Here is a 17,483-nt window from a genome sequence, read left to right on the forward strand (position 1 = left end):
CGTTTCCCGCGGCTGCGGAAGGTCACTTGAACGGCGGAACACCACGTGAAGATGTCCGTTTTGTGATGGTATTACTCAGCCATGGACACCACTTCACTGGCCGTGGACTACCCGGTGCTCAACATCTTCTGGACGATGCTGGAGTTCTTCCTCTGGGTCCTCTGGTTCTTCCTGCTCTTCAAGATCATCACGGACATCTTCCGCAGCCACGACCTCAGCGGCTGGGGCAAGGCCGGCTGGCTGGTCCTGGTGATCATCCTGCCCCTGATCGGCGTCCTGGTGTACCTGATCGCCCGCGGGCAATCGATGACCAAGCGCGACATCCAACAGGCCCAGGAGAACCAGGCCGCCTTCAAGGCCTACGTCCGGGACGCGGCAACGTCCGGGCCCGAGGCCGCCGGCGGCCGCAGTCACGCCGACGAACTGGCGAAACTGGCGGACCTGAAGGAGAAGGGCGCCATCTCCGAGGAGGAGTACCAGAAGGCCAAGGAGAAGGTCCTGGCCTGAACGTCCGGACGGTCACGACGATCCGGCCGTGATCCCTCCGTCCCGGCTCAGCGCCGCCCGGAGCGCCGGTCGCCCGAGCCTCCGTCGCCACCGCCGGTCAGGCCCGCGCGGCGCAGCGCGTCCGCCATGGCGCTGTTGGCGGGCGCACCGCCGCCGGAGCCGCCCCGGTCGTTGGCCCGGTCACCGCTCCCGCGCCGGTCCTGGCCGCCACGGCCGCCCTGGCTGCCCTGGCTGCCCTGACCGCCCTGGTTGCCCTGACCGCCGCCGCGGCGCTCCTGGCGCGGCGGGCGGCCCTGGCGGTCGCCCCGGTCACCCCGGTCACCCCGGTCGCCGCCGCGCTCGCGCCCGACCTCGTCGTCCAGCCGCAGGGTCAGCCCGATCCGCTTGCGCGGCACGTCCACCGTGAGCACCCGGACCTTGACGATGTCGCCAGGCTTGACCACCTCGCGCGGGTCCTTGACGAAGTTCTTCGACAGCGCCGAGACGTGCACCAGCCCGTCCTGGTGGACGCCCACGTCCACGAAGGCGCCGAAGGCGGCCACATTGGTGACCACGCCCTCCAGCACCATGCCGACCTCCAGGTCGCCGATCTTGTCGACGCCCTCCTTGAAGGTCGCGGTGCGGAAGGCCGGGCGCGGGTCGCGGCCCGGCTTGTCCAGCTCGCCGAGGATGTCGGTGACGGTCGGGACGCCGAAGGTGTCGTCGGCGAAGTCCGCCGGGCGCAGCGCCCGCAGCCGCTCGCCGTTGCCGATCAGCTCGCCCAGCTCCCCGCCGGTGGCGGCCAGGATCCGGCGCACCACCGGGTAGGCCTCGGGGTGCACGCTGGAGGCGTCCAGCGGGTCAGCGCCCCCGGGGATGCGCAGGAAGCCGGCGCACTGCTCGAAGGCCTTGGGGCCGAGCCGGGAGACGTCCTTGAGCTGCTTGCGGGTACGGAACGGGCCGTTGGCGTCGCGGTGCGCCACGATGTTGTCGGCCAGCGTGCCGGTGATCCCGGAGACCCGGGTGAGCAGCGGGGCCGAGGCGGTGTTGACGTCCACGCCGACGGCGTTGACGCAGTCCTCGACCACGGCGTCCAGCGAGCGGGAGAGCTTCACCTCGCTCAGGTCGTGCTGGTACTGGCCGACGCCGATCGACTTGGGGTCGATCTTGACCAGCTCGGCCAGCGGGTCCTGGAGCCGGCGGGCGATCGAGACCGCGCCGCGGATCGACACGTCCAGCTCCGGCAGCTCCTGCGAGGCGAACGCGGAGGCCGAGTACACCGAGGCGCCGGCCTCGCTGACCATCGCCTTGGTGAGCTTCAGCTCGGGGTGGCGCCCCAGCAGGTCCTCGGCGAGCTTGTCGGTCTCCCGGGAGGCGGTGCCGTTGCCGATCGCGACCAGGTCGACGCCGTGCTTCGCCGCCAGCGCGGCCAGGGTGGCCAGGGCCGCGTCCCACTTGTTGGCGGGCTGGTGCGGGTAGATCGTGTCGTACGCGACGACCTTGCCGGTGGCGTCCACCACGGCGACCTTCACGCCGGTGCGGAAGCCCGGGTCCAGGCCCATGGTGGCGCGGGTGCCGGCCGGGGCGGCGAGCAGCAGGTCGCGCAGGTTGGCGGCGAAGACCCGCACCGCCTCCTCCTCGGCCTCGGCGCGCAGCCGGGCGCGCAGGTCGATGCCGAGCCGGACCAGGATGCGGGTGCGCCAGGCCCAGCGGACGGTGTCGCCGAGCCACTTGTCGGCCGGGCGGCCGCGGTCGGCGATGCCGAAGCGGGCGGAGATCCGCTGCTCGTAGTCGTTCTCGCCGGGCAGGTCGCCCTCGGACTCGCCGTCGTACGGGGAGAGGTCGAGGTCGAGCACCTCCTCCTTCTCACCGCGCAGCATCGCCAGGATGCGGTGCGAGGGGAGCCGGGTGTACGGCTCGGCGAAGTCGAAGTAGTCGGCGAACTTGGCGCCGTCGCCCTCCTTGCCGTCCCGGACTCGGGCGACCAGCCGGCCGCGGGTCCACATCCGCTCGCGCAGCGAGCCGACCAGGTCGGCGTCCTCGCCGAAGCGCTCGACCAGGATCGCCCGGGCGCCCTCCAGCGCGGCGGGGCCGTCCGCGACCGACTCGTTCAGGTACCGCGCGGCCAGCGCGGCCGGGTCCTGGCCCGGGTCGGTCAGCAGGGTGTCGGCGAGCGGCTCCAGGCCGGCCTCGCGGGCGATCTGCGCCTTGGTGCGCCGCTTCGGCTTGAACGGCAGGTAGATGTCCTCCAGCCGGGCCTTGGAGTCGGCGGCGAGCACCCGGGCCCGCAGCGCGTCGTCCAGCTTGCCCTGGGCCTCGATCGACTCCAGGACGGCCGCCCGGCGGTCCTCCAGTTCGCGCAGGTAGCGCAGCCGCTCCTCCAGGGCGCGCAGCTGGGCGTCGTCGAGGGAACCGGTGACCTCCTTGCGGTAGCGGGCCACGAAGGGGACGGTCGCGCCGCCGTCGAGCAGGTCGACCGCAGCCTTCACCTGCCCCTCGCGGACACCCAGCTCCTCGGCGATCTTCCGCTCGATCGCCTGCTGGGCCTGCCGGGCCACCTGTTCGACTGCCGTGGTCACGAAGCCGGTCACCTTCTCCATCAGTGCTTGCGCCGTACGCCCTGCATTCTGGCAGGTGCCGACGACGACGCCCGGCCGCACCCGGGACGGCCGGGCGTGGCGCGCCGTCCGGTGCCGTGCCGGGCGGCTCCACCGAGGCTTGAGCGGGGCCCAGTTGCCGCTTCCTAGGCTGGCGGGCATGGACACTCTGGATGCCGCCGCCGAGTTGGAGCGGCTCGCCGCCGCCAAGTACCTGCTGTTCACCACGTACCGGAGGAACGGCACTCCGGTCGCCACCCCGGTGTGGGTCGCGCGCGACGGTGACGCGCTGGTCTTCACCACCGTCACGAAGACGGGCAAGGTCAAGCGCCTGCGCAACCGTTCGGACGTGCTGGTCGGGCCGAGCGACATCCGCGGGAACCTGCTCGGCGCCCAGGTGCCGGCCGTCGCGGTGCTGGACCCGGACCGGGCGCCCGCCTACCGGAAGCTGCTGCGGCGCAAGTACGGGCTGCTGTGCGCGGTGGCACTGACCGCCAACGTGCTGCGCTTCGGCAAGGGCGGCACCATCGGGGTGCGGGTCACCTTCGACTGATCGTCCGCCGGTCGCTTTCGAATGGCCTTCGGAATGTGCGCAGTTCGGGAATCGGGCTGAACGGTAACGACCAGAGCTGTACGCTGCCGGGCATGTGCGCTGCCACCCGGATGCACCCCGACGGGCCGGTGGTCGACGCGACCCTGGTCCGTCGGCTGATCTCCGTCCAGTTCCCGCAGTGGGAGCGCCTTCCGATCACCCCGGTCCCCGCCCCCGGGGCGGACAACGCGATGTTCCGCCTCGGGCCCGAACTCGCCGTCCGGCTGCCCCGGGTGGAGTGGGCCGCCGGGGGCCTGCGGCGGGAGCAGCAGTGGCTGTCCCGGCTGGCGCCGCGGCTGCCGCTGCCCGTCCCGGCGCCGCTCGCGGTCGGCCGGCCCGCCGCCGGCTACCCGTGGGAGTGGTCGGTGCTGCACTGGCTGGACGGCGCCAACCCGGCCGTCAACGCGCTGGCCGCGCCCCAGGCCCTGGCCCGCGACCTGGCCGGCTTCGTCAACGCGCTGCGCGCCGTCGACCCGGCCGGCGCCCCGCCCTCCCAGCGCAGCACCCCGCTCGCCTCCCGGGACGGCGCCACCCGCGCGGCCATCGCCCAGCTCTCCGGCTCGATCGACACGGGCGCCGCAACCACCCTGTGGGACAAGGCGCTTCGGCTGCCCGAGTACGCCGGCCCGCCGGTCTGGATGCACGGCGACCTCACCCCGGGCAATCTGCTGCTCGCCCCCACCGGGCGGCTCTCCGCCGTCATCGACTTCGCCCTGATGGGCGTCGGCGACCCGACCGCCGACCTGATCGTCGCCTGGAACCTGCTGCCCGCCGCCGCCCGTCCGGCCTTCCGCGCCGCCCTGCGCGCGGACGAGGCGATGTGGGCCCGCGGCCGCGCCTGGGCGTTCTCCATCGCCCTGGTGACGATCCCGTACTACCGCCACACCGACCAGGCGCTGACCGCCAACGCCCGCCACGTCGTCCGCGAGGTGCTCGCCGACCGCAGCGCCTAGGCCCTCTCTTTCGGATCACGTCGGACCAGTGGGCGTCGTTGGAGTGCGTGCATCGGCGGTGCGGAGGAGGGAGTCCATGCGGTGGGGGCACCTCCCGGCCGCCAGGCTGGGGGCCATCGGCGACCGACGACAAGCCGGCGAGGTGCGTGCTCCGGCAGCGACCGCCTGGCGTGATCCGAAAGAGAGGGCCTAGGGTCCGTCCGCCGTACTCGGCGGCGGCCCTCCCGGGCCGGACACGCCCGCCGGAGGACCGGGTCCAAAACCTGTCCCGGTCAATCCCCACTGCTAGCCTGAGCCGCATGACGGGACTGCGGGAGCTGAAGAAGGAGCGGACCCGGCGGGCCATCTCCGAGGCGGCCATCGCGCTGTTCCTGGAGCACGGCTTCGACCGGGTGTCGGTGGCCGACGTCGCGGCCGCCGCCGAGGTCTCCAAACCGACGCTGTTCTCCTACTTCCCCACCAAGGAGGACCTGGTCGTCCACCGCTTCGCCGACCACCAGGAACAGGCCGCCGAGGTGGTCCGCGCCCGGCCGCCCGGCGAACCGGTGCTCGACGCGCTGCTGCGGGACTTCCTGGCCGGGCTCACCCGGCGCGACCCGGTCACCGGCCTCAACGACCACCCCGCGGTGCTCGCCTTCACCGGCCTGGTCCACGGCACCCCCAGCCTGGCCGCCCGGGTCGGCGAGTACGTGGCCCGCGCCGAGCAGTCGCTGGCCGAGGCGCTTCGCGCCAGCCCCGGCCTGCCCGGGCCGCAGGAGCTCACCGCCACCCTGCTCGCCGCCCAGGTCACCGCCACCCAGCGGGTCCTCGCCCTGCACAACTGGCGCCGCATCCGGGACGGCCGCACCGCCGACGGGCTGTACGCCGAGGCCGTCGGGGACGCCACCGGCGCCTTCGGCCTGCTCGCCCACGGCTACGGCCCACCCCGCGGCGAGCGGCCCGCCGCTGACTAGAGTGCGCGCATGACGACGCGTCACCACTCCTTCGATGCCCTGCACAACTTCCGCGACCTGGGCGGCCATGCGGCCGCCGGCGGACGCTCCGTCCGGTGGGGGCTGCTGTACCGCTCCGACTCGCTCGGCAAGCTCGACTCCCCCGCGGACCTCGACCGGCTGCACGCCCTCGGCGTGCGGACCGTGATCGACCTGCGCTACCCCTGGGAGATCGCCGCCAAGGGCCGGGTGCCCGCGTTCGAGGGCCTGGAGTACCACAACCTCTCGATCGAGCACCGCCCGTACGACCAGGCCGAGATCGACCCGGAGCTCGACCCGTGGCGCTACCTCGCCGACCGCTTCGCCGAGGTCGCCGAGGACGGGGTGAAGGAGATCCGCCAGGCCCTGGACGTGATCACGGCCGCCAACGCCCCGGTGGTCTTCCACTGCGCCTCCGGCAAGGACCGCACCGGGCTGATCGCCGCCCTGTTGCTCACTCTGCTCGGCGTCGGCGAGGACGAGATCGCCGCCGACTTCGCCCTCACCGAGCTCGCCACCCCGCACTTCGTCGCCGACTGGCACGCCGCCCACCCCGGCCGCACCCTGCGCTGGCCCGCCTTCGGGCGCGCCCCGGAGGCCGTCATCCGGCTCACCCTCGCCGACCTCGCCGACCGCTACGGCTCGGTCGAGGCCTACCTCACCGGCACCCTCGGCATCGACCGGGAGCAGACCGCCGCCCTGCGCGCCCGCCTGCTGACCGGCTGAGCCCTCCGGAGGCGGCCGTCCGGAGGCGGCCGTCCGCGAGGGCGCGTCGACGCGCGAAACCCGGTGGCGGGAAGGAACGGTCGCGCACGACGATGCACGCCATGACCGAACAAACCGCGCGATGGACCGAGGCGACCGTCCACCCCGACATGTGGGCCGACCCGGACGACGACCCCCGCCACACCGACGACCCCGGCCCCGAGGGCGAACTCGCCACACTCCAGGACTTCCTGACGAACTACCGGCTGACCCTGCGGATGAAGTGCGACGGCCTGGCTCCGGAGCAGCTGGCCCGCCGCTCGGTGCCGCCGTCGACGATGTCGCTGCTCGGACTGGTCCGGCACCTCGCCGAGGTGGAACGGGACTGGCGGAACTGGATCACCGACGACGAACCGCTGCCGAAGCTGTACGGCGGGCGGGACGCGGACTTCGACGAGGCCGTCGGCGAGCAGGCCGTGGTGGAGGCCGCGTTCCGCGACCTGGAGCGCGAACAGGCCGCACTGGACGTGGCGCTGGACGGCCACCGGGACCTGGGCGAGCGGGTGGGGCGGAACGCGGTCTCGATCCGGGAGCTGCTGGTGCACCGGATCGAGGAGTACGCCCGCCACTGCGGCCACGCGGATCTGCTGCGCGAGCGCGTGGACGGCCGGGTCGGCCAGTAGCGCTACCCGCGCCGGCCGCCCTGCCCGGAGCGGCCACCGCCCTTGCCCGAGCCACCGCCCTTGCCCGAGCCCCCGCCGGACCGGCCGTCCGCCCTGCCGCCCTTGCCGGAGCGGGGCCCGGCCCCTCCTCCGGCCCGGCCGCCGGCCGCCGGGGCCGGGGCGGTCTCGGGCCAGTGGGCGGGCCGGGTCAGGCCGTCCGGGAGGCGGGTGGTGGCGTCGCCGCGGGCGGCGTTGAGCTGGGCCTGGGTGAGGAAGAGGGCCGTGCCGAGGTCCGCGCCGGCCAGGTCGGCGTCCCGCAGGTCGGCGCCGACCAGGTCGGCGAGGCGCAGGTCCGCGCCGGAGAGGTCGGCCGCGACGAGCAGGGCGCCGCGCAGGTTGGCCCCCCGCAGGTCGGCGCCGCGCAGGCGGGCGCCGAAGAGGTCGGCACCCCGGAGCTCGCGGCGGCGCGGGACGGCGGCGCGGACCAGTTCACCGGCGCGCAGCAGCAGCTCGCTGACCTGCTGCCGGTGGGCCGGGACGTCGACGGCGAGGATCTCCTCGGGGGTGCCCCCGGCCAGCCGGTCGGTCCGCTCCAGCGCCTGCCGCAGTTCGTCGTGGACGGGAGCGGCGGCGTCGAAGGTGAGCGCCTCGGTGAGGTAGCGGAGCAGCTCGTGCAGCTGCCGCACGATCGGGAAGACGTCGAACATCGCCTTGGCGCTGTCCGGCTCCTCGCGCCAGCTGCGGCCGCCGAAGGTCACCTGGGAGACCCGCTGCCCGGCGCCGAAGCAGTCGTAGACGGTGCAGCCCTGGAAGCCCCGGTCGCGCAGCTGGGCGTGGATGCCGCAGCGGAAGTCGGTCCGCAGGTTGCGGCAGGCGCTGCCGGCCGCCTTGTTCATGGCGAAGTCGCTGCCGGCGGCGAACGGCAGCGCGACGCAGCAGAGGCCGAAGCAGTTGGCGCAGTCGGATTCCAGCGGGGTCGGCGCGGCCGCCGTGGGGTCCTGCGGCGGCTCGGTCTCGCGCACGTTCCGGGGTCCTTCCAGCAGCCGGCGCCGGGCGGCACCGTGAACCCGGAAATCCTACTGGCCCGACGGCCCCCGCTGCCGGTAAGCTGTGCACTGCCTTTGAGACCATTACACACGGGGGTGGGCGACATGCGGGAACCGGACACCAGGGACCTGGTCCGGATGTGGATCTCGGGCTGGGCCGTCTCGCGCGGCTCCGCCGAGCCGGTGGACCAGCCCTGGGGCTGGAGCATCGACGTCGGCGCGCCGGCCGGCGAGGTGGGCCGGCACGTGCTGCCGGAACCGACCGAGGCCGACGTCCGCAAGCTCGCCGAGACCGTCACCGCACCGACCACCTGGCTGAAGCTGTTCGCCGAGGACGCCACCGTGCGCCCCTGGCTGGACGAACGGTGGCGTCTGGACGCGCCGGGCTTCCTGATGAGCGTGCCGCTCGCCGCCGAGCGGCCCGAGGTCCCGGCCGGGTACACCGTGACCGCCTGTGAGCGGGGCGGGGTCCTCCGGGTGCTGGTGCGCACCGGGGACGGGCACCTCGCCGCGCGCGGCCAGGCGGGCCTGGCCGGCCCGGTGGCCGTACCGGACCAGATCACCACCGTGCCCGAGCACCGCCGCCGGGGCCTGGGCGTCCTGGTGATGCGAACGCTCCAGTGCGCCGCGCACGATCGGGGCGCGCGCACCGGCGTACTGGTCGGCACGCCGGAGGGACGGGCGCTCTACGAGGCGATGGGCTGGACCACCCACGCCCCGATGGCGAGCCTGGTCCTCGACGCGCCGGGCGCCGGCACCGAGGGGTAGCGGGCCTCAGCCGAGTGGACCTCGGCCGAGCGGGCCTCAGCGGTACGGCAGCAGCTCCGGCCGCTTCGCCGGGCGGCCGTCGCCGGAGGAGCGGCCGGTGAGGCGGCGGCCGATCCACGGGCCGACGTGGGTGCCCAGCCAGCGGGCGTCCTCGCGCAGCCGCTCGGCGCGGCCGGCCGGGGCGGCCGCGGGCAGCGGGGCGCGCCAGTCGAAGGCCGCGGGGCGGCCGAGCGCCTCCAGCACGCCCGCGGCGACCCGGCGGTGGCCCTCGGACGAGAGGTGCAGGCGGTCCTCGGCCCACAGCCGGCGGTCGTCGAAGCAGGGCGCGGAGAACAGGTCGACCACGGCGAAGCCGTCCTGCCGGCCCAGCTCCTGGACGAAGGCCTTCATCCGCAGGATGGCGGGCAGCAGCCGGGCGCTGCCGGCCATGCGCCGGGTGGGGTCGGTGCTGGTGAACAGCACGACGGTGGCGCCGGTGGCGCGCAGCCCGGCGGCGCAGCGGCCGAGCAGCCGCTCGACCTCGTCGATGTCGCAGCCGGGGCGCAGCACGTCGTTGAGGCCGCCCGCCAGGGTGACCAGCTCGGCCCCCATCGCGGTGGCGGCGGCGAGCTGCTCGTCGTGGATCTGGCCGATGAGCTTGCCGCGGACGGCGAGGTTGGCGTACCGGAAGCCGGCGTCCGGGGGCTGCGCGTCGGCATGCTCGGCGGCATGCTCGGCGGCCAGTGCCGAGGCGACCCGGTCGGCCCAGCCCCGGTAGTGGCCGTCCGGCAACAGGTCGTCGCCCATGCCCTCGGTGAAGGAGTCGCCGACGGCGACATAGCTGCGGTAGGGGGTGGGCACGGGCTGGCCTCCGCTCTCCTGGAACGACTCCGGCGGTCCGACGATCCGACGATCGTACGTGCGTGCCCGTCCGGGGCGGCGACGGGCCCCGGCGCTCATCGCACGCCGATCGTTCGTTCATCGGCCCGGGACACCCTGAGGGCATACGGGACGGCGTTCGGCGACGGGGGCCTTGCCGCCGCCCCGTCCGGGCGACCCGGGCACGCCCGCGGTCGTCAGCCGGCCGCGACCGCCGCCGGCTCCTCCGCCCCGCGGGGCGTGAACCAGTGCTCGCGCACGGCGTCGGTGGGCCGCTGCTCGCCGAGGGCGGCCAGCCCCCACTCCCCCAGCGCCTCGACGACCGGCCGCAGTTCACGGCCCCGCCCGGTCAGTTCGTAGACCGTCGCGTTGGCGGGCCGCTCCAGCCGGCGGCGGGTCACCAGCTCCTCGGCCTCCAGCTGCTTGAGCCGGGCGGCCAGGATGTCGGTGGAGACGCCGGGCAGGTCGGCGTGCAGGTCGGTGTAGCGGCGCGGGCCACCGAGGAGCTCACGGACGATCAGGAGGCTCCAGCGCTCCCCCACCGCGTCCAGGGCGCGGGCGACGGCGCAGTACTGGTCGTAGCTTCGGCGTGACATGCGGATCAGCATAGCCAAGAGGTTGGACTTTCCAAGTACACACTTGGTAGAACAAAGCTGAAGCAACGGAGCGGTGGTGACGGTCGGGAGGCCGCAGATGGAGTTTCGACAGTCCAGCAAGCTCAATGACGTGTGCTACGAGATCCGGGGCCCGGTGGTCGACCAGGCCAACGCCCTGGAGGAGGCCGGGCACAGCGTGCTGCGGCTGAACACCGGGAACCCGGCCCCGTTCGGCTTCGAGGCGCCCGAGGAGATCATCCAGGACATCATCCGCAACCTGCCCAAGGCGCACGGCTACAGCGACTCGCGCGGCATCCTGCCGGCCCGCCGGGCGGTGGTGCAGTACTACCAGCAGCGCGGGGTCCAGGGCGTCACCGTCAACGACGTCTACCTCGGCAACGGCGTCTCCGAGCTGATCCAGATGGCCGTCACCGCGCTGGTCGACGACGGCGACGAGGTCCTCGTGCCGATGCCCGACTACCCGCTCTGGACGGCCGCGGTCCGGCTGGCCGGCGGCAAGGCCGTGCACTACCTGTGCGACGAAGAGGCCGAGTGGTACCCGGACCTGGACGACATCGCCGCCAAGATCACCGCCCGCACCAAGGCGATCGTCGTCATCAACCCCAACAACCCCACCGGCGCCGTCTACCCGAAGGAACTGCTGGAGGGCATCCTCGACCTGGCCCGCCGCCACCACCTGATGGTGCTGGCCGACGAGATCTACGACAAGATCCTCTACGACGGCACCGAGCACCACTGCCTGGCCGCCCTGGCCGACGACGTGCTGACGCTCACCTTCAACGGCCTCTCCAAGTCCTACCGGGTGGCCGGCTTCCGCAGCGGCTGGCTGGTCGTCTCCGGCCCCCGGCAGCACGCCACCGACTACCTGGAGGGCCTGACCATGCTCTCCGGCATGCGGCTGTGCCCCAACGTGCCCGCCCAGTACGCCGTGCAGGCGGCGCTCGGCGGCCACCAGTCCATCAACGACCTGGTGCTGCCCGGCGGCCGGCTCACCGAGCAGCGCGACATCGCCGTCAAGGCGCTCAACGAGATCCCCGGTGTCAGCTGCGTCAAGCCCAAGGGCGCGCTGTACGCCTTCGCCAGGCTGGACCCGGCGGTGCACCGGATCGTCGACGACGAGCGGTTCGTGCTGGACCTGCTGCTGCGCGAGAAGATCCACGTCGTCCAGGGCACCGGCTTCAACTGGCCGCGCCCGGACCACTTCCGCTTCGTCACCCTGCCCCGGGCCGACGACCTGGAGACGGCCGTCAACCGGATCGGGCGCTTCCTGGCCACGTACCGCCAGAGCTGACGCCCCGGGACACGCCCTAGGCTCGGCCGCATGACCGTCCTTCGCTCCGTCGCCCTGTTCGTCCTCGCCGCCGTCGCCGAGATCGGCGGCTGCTGGCTGGTCTGGCAGAGCGTGCGCGAGCAGCGGCCGTGGTGGCTGGCCGGCCTGGGGGTGGTGGCGCTCGGCGCGTACGGCTTCGTGGCCGCCCTGCAGCCGGACAGCAACTTCGGCCGGGTGCTGGCCGCGTACGGCGGGGTGTTCGTGGCCGGCTCGCTGCTGTGGGGCGTGGTCGTGGACGGCTTCCGGCCGACCCGCTACGACGTGCTGGGCGCGCTGGTCTGCCTGGCCGGGGTCGGCGTCATCATGTACGGGCCCCGGCGCTGAGGTCCTCCCTCACCGCCGGGGCCCGTCGGGCGCGTCCGGGGAGCGCCGGCCGCTCGGGGACTACCAGCCCCAGCCGCCGCCCTGGCCGTCGTCGTCGCGGTTCGAGTCCCAGCCCTCGCCGACCGTGCGCAGGATCGTGTAGTTGTCGATCTGCGTGCCGTCCTCGGCCAGCGCGGTGACCTTCATGACCGACTTCTGGCCCAGGTGCTTCGGGGTGACGTCGACCTTGATGAAGGAGTAGCCGGTGTAGCGCACCCGCGACCACTGGATGGTCTCGGGGGTCTTCACCCTGCCCTTGCTCCAGTAGTAGGTCTTGACCTCGTCCTGGTGGTTCTCGTGCCCCTCGTAGGTGTCCGGCACGTCGAACTTGTACAGGCTGCGGCCGGCCGCGCCCGCGGTCACGTAGACCACGCCGTCCTTGGCCGGCTCGATGGTGGCGCCGCTCGGCACCTGCTTCGAGACCTTGTTGCCGAGGATCGCGTCGGTGCGCTCGTAGATGTGGTTGTGGCCGTTGATGACCAGGTCCACCCGGTACTTCTCGAACAGCGGCACCCAGGCCTCGCGGACACCGCCCTCGGAGGCGTGCGCGACGGTGGTGGAGAAGGCGCAGTGGTGGAAGAAGACCACGACGAAGTCGACGGTCTCGTCGTTGCGCAGGTCCTTGAGGGTGCGCTCCAGCCACTTGGTCTGCTTGTTCGCCGAGACGCCCAGGTTGGCCGGGATCTCGTAGGAGACGTCGTTGGCGTCCAGCGAGACGACGCCGACGTTCTTGTAGCGGAAGGTGTAGACGCCGGGGACCGCGCGCGGGTCCGGGCCGTTGTTCGGCAGGAAGAAGCGGGCGTTCTCGCCGCCGTAGCCGTTCGGCGAGTACCAGGCCTCGATGTCGTGGTTGCCGTACGCGACCATCCACGGGATCTCGGCGGCGACCGTCTCGGTCTGCACCAGGAAGTCGTCCCAGGTCTTCGCGTTGAAGACGGACTTGTCCGGGTCGGTGCCGGAACCGGCCGGGTCGGCGTAGCAGATGTCGCCGGCGTGCAGGTGGAAGGCCGGGTTCTGGGCCTTGATGATGTGGTCGTTGCCGGCCGCGTGCGCGCTGACGCCCTGGTCGCCGAAGGCGGTGAAGGTGAAGGGCTCGTACACCTTGCCCCAGCGGTGGTCGCGGGAGGGCGCGGTGCGGAAGGTGTGCAGGGTGGAGATCTGCTGCTGCGAGGCCGGGTCGAAGCCCTCGTGGCCGACACCGTAGTAGTAGGTGGTGTCGGGGCGCAGGTCCTCCAGCGCCACGTGCAGGTAGTACTGGTCCACCGGCTGGCTGTTCGGGGTCAGCGCCGGGGTGTGCAGGGCGCGGACCTCGGCCTGGACCTTGTGGCTCAGCTCCCACGGGGTCTTTCCGAAGCGCAGGAACGGCTTCTTGACCGGGGCCGGCACCTGCCAGGAGACGCGGAACTGGGTGTCCGGCTCGGGGCCGAACTGGAGGTGACGGCCGGTCGGCGCGACCAGCGCGCCGTCGATGCCGCTGGTCGTGCCACCGGTCAGCAGCTGCGGGCCGGCCGGGGCGGCGAAGGCCGTCCCGCTGCCCAGCGCGCCGCCGACGGCGACGGCGCCCACGGTCACGGCACCGGCGCGCAGCATCCGGCGGCGGGAGAAACGGGCCCGCAGGTACTCGTGCTGCTCGGCCATGCTCATGCGGTCGGCAAGCTTGGCCGGCACGCCCATGTTGGGGATATCCATGCGCGGGACTCTTCCAGCGGCACGTTGATCGCGCACGGACGCCGGGTGAACGGGTCGCAGCGTACCCGTCATTCGAACGCCAATGTTCGACCATGATTCGGTAAAGGGCGTACCCGTACCGTCTCGACGCCGCATCATGGCCCCCACCGGCCCCGCGAACTGAGCGGGCGTCGGCGGCGCCGCGGGCCCGCCCGGACCCGCGGCCCGCGCCACCGGCCGGCCGGGTCCGTCCTCAGCCGGAAGGCTCGTCCCACTGGGTGGCGGCCCGGTTGCCGGTGCCGTCGCAGGTGCGGCAGATCTCGTCCCGGTAGGCGTGCTTGGCCCCGGTCGCGTCCACCCGGTAGCGCACGTACACCCCGGTGCCGTCGCAGAGGAAGCAGTTGCCGCCCCCGCCGCCCACCTCGGTGGTGCCGGTGCCCTGGCAGGTCCGGCAGCTGAGACCGGCGGTCCGGCCGGTGCCCGCGCAGATGCGGCAGACCGTCGTCATCGGCTTCCTCCCTCGCGCGGAATCGGCTCGGCGCCGTCCGCGAGGGCCCGGCGCCACCGGTCATGGTAGTGGTGAAGGCACCCGGGCCGACCCGGGTTCGCCCCGGGTAGACATGATCCGACGATCATCCGGTAGGACCGGGGACCGACCTCAGCCGGAGCCCGGCCTCACTCCGGCAGGCCCTCGCGGACCCGCCGGGACACCGAGATCAGCTGGAGGTCCAGCAGCCCGGGCGGATCGGCCAGGCCCGGGCCGCCCGCGCGCACCCAGGCGCCGATCTCGTCGATCATCTCGTCCATCAGCACGAAGCCCAGCCAGACCGGCCGGCCGCCCGCCGCCCGGCCCTCCGCCGAGGGGCCGACCACCACCACGTTCGACTGGGTGCACACGTCCAGGCACTTGACCGCCCGGACCCGGCCCGCCGAACCCACCGCCGTCCGCAGCCGCTCGTACTGGCCCGCGTGGTCCACCCCGGGGTGCTTGGCCTCGGTGCCGCAGCAGCAGCCCCGGCAGACCGTGACGGTCACGGGGGCACCGGCGCCCCGCTTGCGGTCCCGGGCACCGTCGCGCTCTCGGCGGCTCATCGGTTCTGCTCCCCCTCGTGGTCGGCGGCGCGCTCCGCACCGGCCCCCGCACTGTACCCGCAGGCCAGGGGGCGCCCGCCAGACCCTTAGGATGCGCACGGCCCACGGGCCGCAGCACGAGTCACGAACGACAAGGGGAGGACGGCCGGATGCCGAAGCGAAGGGGCCGCCGCGGTACACGGATATCGGTGGCCGTGGGAGTGGTCGGGATCCTGTGCGCCGTGCTCGGGTTCGCCGTGGTCGGCTCCGGCTACGGCTATCACCGCATGGCGGGCGAGACGATGTCGCCGGAGCTGCCGTCGGGCACCGGGCTCTGGACCGAACGGGTCCAGCCCGCGGACGTGCGCCGCGGCGAGGTCTACACCGTCGACTCCCCCTGGACGCTGCAGGGCACGGTCGTCCAGCGGGCCATGGCCCTGGGCGGCGACCGCATCGCCTGCGCGAACGGGCAGTTCAGCCTCAACGGGAAGCCGGTCGACGAGCCGCCGGCCCGGCAGACCCACACCTGCTACCTCGACTTCGACGTCACCGTCCCGCCGGGCCGGGCCTTCCTGATGGGGGACCGCCGCGCCGACACCCTCGACTCCCGGATCAACCTGAACGACCAGCAGGGCACCGTCGACCTCGCCAAGGTCGGCGAGCGGGTGGTGTGGCACAACGGCGCCGGCGACGAGGCGCTGCCCGGCAAGCTCGCCGGAGCGCTCGTCCTGGGCGCGGTCGGGCTGCTGCTGGCCGTCGTCGGCCTGATCGCGGCGATCATCCTCGCCGTCCGCGGCCGGGCCGCCCGGCCGCTGGGGCTGGAGCCGCCGGCCACCTTCTGACGCCGTCCCCCGGCGCCGCTACCCGCCCCCCGGCGCCGCTACCCGACCGCCCGGGCCGCCGCCCGTCCCGCCGTACGGCCCGAGAACAGGCAGCCGCCCAGGAACGTCCCCTCCAGGGAGCGGTACCCGTGCACGCCCCCGCCGCCGAACCCGGAGGCCTCGCCGGCCGCGTACACCCCCGGCAGCACCTCGCCGTCCGGCCGCAGCACCCGGGAGGACAGATCGGTCTCCAGCCCGCCGAGCGACTTGCGGGTCAGGATGTTCAGCCGGACGGCGATCAGCGGCGCGGCGCCCGGGTCGAGGATGCGGTGCGGGGCGGCGGTGCGGATGAGCCTGTCGCCGAGGTGGCGGCGGGCCCCGTGGATCGCGGTGACCTGGAGGTCCTTGGCGAAGGGGTTGGCCAGCTGCCGGTCGCGGTCCTCGACGGTGCGGCGCAGCTCGTCCGGGTCGATCAGCGGTTCGCCGGTCCTGGCGTTCATGCCCCGGGCCAGGTCCGCGAGGTTGCCCGCCGTGACGAAGTCCCGGCCGTGCCGCAGGTGACCCCGGACCGGGCCGGGAGCCCCGGGCAGCGCGCGCCCGAGCACGCCGCGCACCGACTTGCCGGTCAGGTCGGGGTTCTGCTCGGAGCCGGAGAGGGTGAACTCCTTCTCGACGATCCGCTGGTTGAGCACGAACCAGGTGTACTCGTACCCGGTGGACATGATGTGTTCGAGCGTCCCGAGGGTGTCGAAGCCGGGGAACAGCGGGACGGGCAGCCGCCTGCCCCGCGCGTCCAGCCAGAGCGAGGAGGGGCCGGGCAGGATGCGGATGCCGTGCCGGGCCCAGATCGGGTCCCAGTTCTCGATGCCCTCGGTGTAGTGCCACATCCGGTCGCCGTTGATCAGGCTGGCCCCGGCCCGGCCGGCGACCTCCAGCATCAGTCCGTCCACGTGCGCGGGCACCCCGGAGAGCAGCCTGGCGGGCGGGGTGCCGAGCCGGGCCGGCCAGGCCTTGCGGACCAGGTCGTGGTTGCCGCCGATGCCGCCGGAGGTGACGATCACGGCCTGGGCGCGCAGCTCGAAGCTCCCGGCGGCCTCGCGCGAGCTGGCCTCGCCCCGGCCCGCCGGGCTCGGCACCAGCACCTCGCCGGTGACGGTGTCGACGGCGCCCGCGGTGGCGGACAGCCCGGTGACCCGGTGCCGGAAGCGCAGGTCCACCAGGCCGCGCGCGGCGGCGGCGCGGACCCGCCGGACGAAGGGCTCCAGCAGCCCCGGCCCGGTGCCCCAGGTGATGTGGAAGCGCGGCACCGAATTGCCGGGCCCGTCGGCGAGGTAGCCGCCGCGCTCGGCCCAGCCGACCACCGGGAAGAACCGCACGCCCATGCCGTGCAGCCAGGAGCGCTTCTCGCCCGCCGCGAAGTCCACGTACGCCTCGGCCCAGCGGCGCGGCCAGGCGTCCTCGGGCCGGTCGAAGCCGGCCGTACCGAGCCAGTCCCGCAGGGCGAGGGCGTGCGAGTCGCGGATCCGCATCCGGCGCTGCTCGGGCGAGTCGACCAGGAAGAGGCCGCCGAAGGACCAGTGCGCCTGGCCGCCGAAGGAGGCGAGGGGCTCCTGGTCGAGGAGGATCACCTTCCGTCCGGCGTCGGCGAGTTCGGCGGTGGCGGCGAGGCCCGCGAGGCCCGCTCCGATGACGATGACGTCGGCGTCCAGGGCCATGCGCAGTCCTCCGTCGGGGCTCGCGGTGGCGGCGCGTCCGGGACGCACCGCCGCTGTGCGCCCGATACTGCGGTCTGCGGTGACGTCCGGTCAACCGGCGGGTAACAACCGCCCGCGTGAATTCCGCTCCGGGCCGTTTCGGAATTGCCGTCGGCAGTGGCGCGATAGCCGTTCGAGAGCCGTGCGATAGCCGTTCGGCACCCGGTGGGGCGAAATGCGGAATTCCGTCCGGGCCCGCCTGACGGAATGTCGGCAATTTC

Annotated in this window: 16 protein-coding genes and 2 pseudogenes; 10 read left to right on the forward strand and 8 right to left on the reverse strand. The window is 73.6% G+C overall.

Annotated elements, in window-relative coordinates:
• Window positions 1–81: 81 nt before the first annotated feature.
• Window positions 82–507 (forward strand): SHOCT domain-containing protein, encoded by a 426-nt coding sequence (locus tag ACFVUY_RS16120; RefSeq protein ID WP_387692961.1) that lies wholly within the window; start codon window positions 82–84, stop codon window positions 505–507.
• A gap of 47 nt (window positions 508–554) precedes the next feature.
• Here ACFVUY_RS16120 and ACFVUY_RS16125 read toward each other — a convergent pair whose 3' ends face one another.
• Window positions 555–3,065 carry a Tex family protein gene (locus ACFVUY_RS16125; protein WP_387730421.1) on the reverse strand — a complete coding sequence of 837 codons (2,511 nt, stop codon included), beginning with the start codon at window positions 3,063–3,065 and terminating at the stop codon, window positions 555–557.
• Between the two features lie 178 nt (window positions 3,066–3,243).
• On the opposite strand from ACFVUY_RS16125, the gene ACFVUY_RS16130 reads away from it, so the two are divergent.
• The 5 genes from ACFVUY_RS16130 to ACFVUY_RS16150 all read left to right on the forward strand — a co-directional run bounded on the left by ACFVUY_RS16130 (window position 3,244) and on the right by ACFVUY_RS16150 (window position 6,987).
• Window positions 3,244–3,636: a PPOX class F420-dependent oxidoreductase gene (locus tag ACFVUY_RS16130; RefSeq protein ID WP_387730424.1), complete on the forward strand. Its 393-nt coding sequence runs from the start codon at window positions 3,244–3,246 to the stop codon at window positions 3,634–3,636.
• A gap of 92 nt (window positions 3,637–3,728) precedes the next feature.
• A complete protein-coding gene (locus tag ACFVUY_RS16135; RefSeq protein WP_387730427.1) occupies window positions 3,729–4,628 on the forward strand; it encodes an aminoglycoside phosphotransferase family protein in 900 nt (299 codons plus the stop codon).
• Window positions 4,629–4,927: 299 nt separating this feature from the next.
• Window positions 4,928–5,581, forward strand: a complete 654-nt coding sequence (locus ACFVUY_RS16140; RefSeq protein ID WP_387695618.1) for a TetR family transcriptional regulator — start codon at window positions 4,928–4,930, stop codon at window positions 5,579–5,581.
• Window positions 5,582–5,590: 9 nt separating this feature from the next.
• The gene (locus tag ACFVUY_RS16145; protein WP_387730430.1) at window positions 5,591–6,325 is read left to right on the forward strand and encodes a tyrosine-protein phosphatase; all 735 of its coding nucleotides are present in this window, start codon (window positions 5,591–5,593) and stop codon (window positions 6,323–6,325) included.
• A 101-nt stretch (window positions 6,326–6,426) separates the two neighbouring features.
• Window positions 6,427–6,987, forward strand: coding sequence for a DinB family protein (locus ACFVUY_RS16150; protein ID WP_387730433.1), 561 nt, complete (start codon window positions 6,427–6,429; stop codon window positions 6,985–6,987).
• 170 nt (window positions 6,988–7,157) lie between these two features.
• Here the strand turns inward: ACFVUY_RS16150 and ACFVUY_RS16155 are convergent.
• Window positions 7,158–7,988 (reverse strand): annotated as a pseudogene (locus ACFVUY_RS16155) (pentapeptide repeat-containing protein); the annotation flags it as partial.
• A gap of 129 nt (window positions 7,989–8,117) precedes the next feature.
• Here ACFVUY_RS16155 and ACFVUY_RS16160 point away from each other — a divergent pair.
• A complete protein-coding gene (locus ACFVUY_RS16160; protein ID WP_387730436.1) occupies window positions 8,118–8,780 on the forward strand; it encodes a GNAT family N-acetyltransferase in 663 nt (220 codons plus the stop codon).
• Window positions 8,781–8,816: 36 nt separating this feature from the next.
• Here ACFVUY_RS16160 and ACFVUY_RS16165 read toward each other — a convergent pair whose 3' ends face one another.
• Both ACFVUY_RS16165 and ACFVUY_RS16170 read right to left on the reverse strand, forming a co-directional pair.
• Window positions 8,817–9,620 (reverse strand): SGNH/GDSL hydrolase family protein, encoded by an 804-nt coding sequence (locus ACFVUY_RS16165; RefSeq protein WP_387695614.1) that lies wholly within the window; start codon window positions 9,618–9,620, stop codon window positions 8,817–8,819.
• Between the two features lie 260 nt (window positions 9,621–9,880).
• A pseudogene (locus ACFVUY_RS16170) lies at window positions 9,881–10,234 on the reverse strand (winged helix-turn-helix transcriptional regulator); the annotation flags it as partial.
• A 97-nt stretch (window positions 10,235–10,331) separates the two neighbouring features.
• On the opposite strand from ACFVUY_RS16170, the gene ACFVUY_RS16175 reads away from it, so the two are divergent.
• Both ACFVUY_RS16175 and ACFVUY_RS16180 read left to right on the forward strand, forming a co-directional pair.
• On the forward strand, window positions 10,332–11,546 hold the full coding sequence (locus ACFVUY_RS16175; protein ID WP_380538651.1) for a pyridoxal phosphate-dependent aminotransferase: 1,215 nt from the start codon (window positions 10,332–10,334) through the stop codon (window positions 11,544–11,546).
• A 30-nt stretch (window positions 11,547–11,576) separates the two neighbouring features.
• Window positions 11,577–11,909 carry a YnfA family protein gene (locus ACFVUY_RS16180; protein ID WP_359912267.1) on the forward strand — a complete coding sequence of 111 codons (333 nt, stop codon included), beginning with the start codon at window positions 11,577–11,579 and terminating at the stop codon, window positions 11,907–11,909.
• Between the two features lie 60 nt (window positions 11,910–11,969).
• Here ACFVUY_RS16180 and ACFVUY_RS16185 read toward each other — a convergent pair whose 3' ends face one another.
• The 3 genes from ACFVUY_RS16185 to ACFVUY_RS16195 form a co-directional block, all read right to left on the reverse strand.
• Complete coding sequence (locus ACFVUY_RS16185) at window positions 11,970–13,637, reverse strand: fibronectin type III domain-containing protein (RefSeq protein WP_387730439.1); 1,668 nt, start codon at window positions 13,635–13,637, stop codon at window positions 11,970–11,972.
• 232 nt (window positions 13,638–13,869) lie between these two features.
• Entirely contained in the window at window positions 13,870–14,124 is a 255-nt protein-coding gene (locus ACFVUY_RS16190) for a hypothetical protein (RefSeq protein WP_359912273.1), read from the reverse strand.
• A 167-nt stretch (window positions 14,125–14,291) separates the two neighbouring features.
• Window positions 14,292–14,708, reverse strand: coding sequence for a (2Fe-2S) ferredoxin domain-containing protein (locus tag ACFVUY_RS16195; RefSeq protein ID WP_359912276.1), 417 nt, complete (start codon window positions 14,706–14,708; stop codon window positions 14,292–14,294).
• A 188-nt stretch (window positions 14,709–14,896) separates the two neighbouring features.
• Here ACFVUY_RS16195 and lepB point away from each other — a divergent pair, with 188 nt between their 5' ends.
• Window positions 14,897–15,529, forward strand: coding sequence for a signal peptidase I (gene lepB, locus ACFVUY_RS16200; protein ID WP_387730441.1), 633 nt, complete (start codon window positions 14,897–14,899; stop codon window positions 15,527–15,529).
• A 38-nt stretch (window positions 15,530–15,567) separates the two neighbouring features.
• Here the strand turns inward: lepB and ACFVUY_RS16205 are convergent, their stop codons facing one another.
• Window positions 15,568–17,223, reverse strand: a complete 1,656-nt coding sequence (locus ACFVUY_RS16205; RefSeq protein ID WP_387695611.1) for an FAD-binding dehydrogenase — start codon at window positions 17,221–17,223, stop codon at window positions 15,568–15,570.
• Window positions 17,224–17,483: the final 260 nt, after the last annotated feature.

This window comes from Kitasatospora sp. NPDC058063, assembly GCF_042885395.1.
GTDB lineage: Bacteria > Actinomycetota > Actinomycetes > Streptomycetales > Streptomycetaceae > Kitasatospora > Kitasatospora lactacystinica.

Excerpts from the sequence above, each read along its gene's own strand:
- ACFVUY_RS16140 (WP_387695618.1), top strand. The coding sequence starts at position 4,928 with ATGACGGGACTGCGGGAGCTGAAGAAGGAGCGGACCCGGCGGGCCATC.
- ACFVUY_RS16175 (WP_380538651.1), top strand. The coding sequence starts at position 10,332 with ATGGAGTTTCGACAGTCCAGCAAGCTCAATGACGTGTGCTACGAGATC.
- ACFVUY_RS16130 (WP_387730424.1), top strand. The coding sequence starts at position 3,244 with ATGGACACTCTGGATGCCGCCGCCGAGTTGGAGCGGCTCGCCGCCGCC.
- ACFVUY_RS16180 (WP_359912267.1), top strand. The coding sequence starts at position 11,577 with ATGACCGTCCTTCGCTCCGTCGCCCTGTTCGTCCTCGCCGCCGTCGCC.
- ACFVUY_RS16145 (WP_387730430.1), top strand. The coding sequence starts at position 5,591 with ATGACGACGCGTCACCACTCCTTCGATGCCCTGCACAACTTCCGCGAC.
- ACFVUY_RS16150 (WP_387730433.1), top strand. The coding sequence starts at position 6,427 with ATGACCGAACAAACCGCGCGATGGACCGAGGCGACCGTCCACCCCGAC.
- ACFVUY_RS16205 (WP_387695611.1), bottom strand. The coding sequence starts at position 17,223 with ATGGCCCTGGACGCCGACGTCATCGTCATCGGAGCGGGCCTCGCGGGC.
- ACFVUY_RS16190 (WP_359912273.1), bottom strand. The coding sequence starts at position 14,124 with ATGACGACGGTCTGCCGCATCTGCGCGGGCACCGGCCGGACCGCCGGT.
- ACFVUY_RS16160 (WP_387730436.1), top strand. The coding sequence starts at position 8,118 with ATGCGGGAACCGGACACCAGGGACCTGGTCCGGATGTGGATCTCGGGC.
- ACFVUY_RS16185 (WP_387730439.1), bottom strand. The coding sequence starts at position 13,637 with ATGGATATCCCCAACATGGGCGTGCCGGCCAAGCTTGCCGACCGCATG.
- ACFVUY_RS16120 (WP_387692961.1), top strand. The coding sequence starts at position 82 with ATGGACACCACTTCACTGGCCGTGGACTACCCGGTGCTCAACATCTTC.
- ACFVUY_RS16135 (WP_387730427.1), top strand. The coding sequence starts at position 3,729 with ATGTGCGCTGCCACCCGGATGCACCCCGACGGGCCGGTGGTCGACGCG.
- ACFVUY_RS16195 (WP_359912276.1), bottom strand. The coding sequence starts at position 14,708 with ATGAGCCGCCGAGAGCGCGACGGTGCCCGGGACCGCAAGCGGGGCGCC.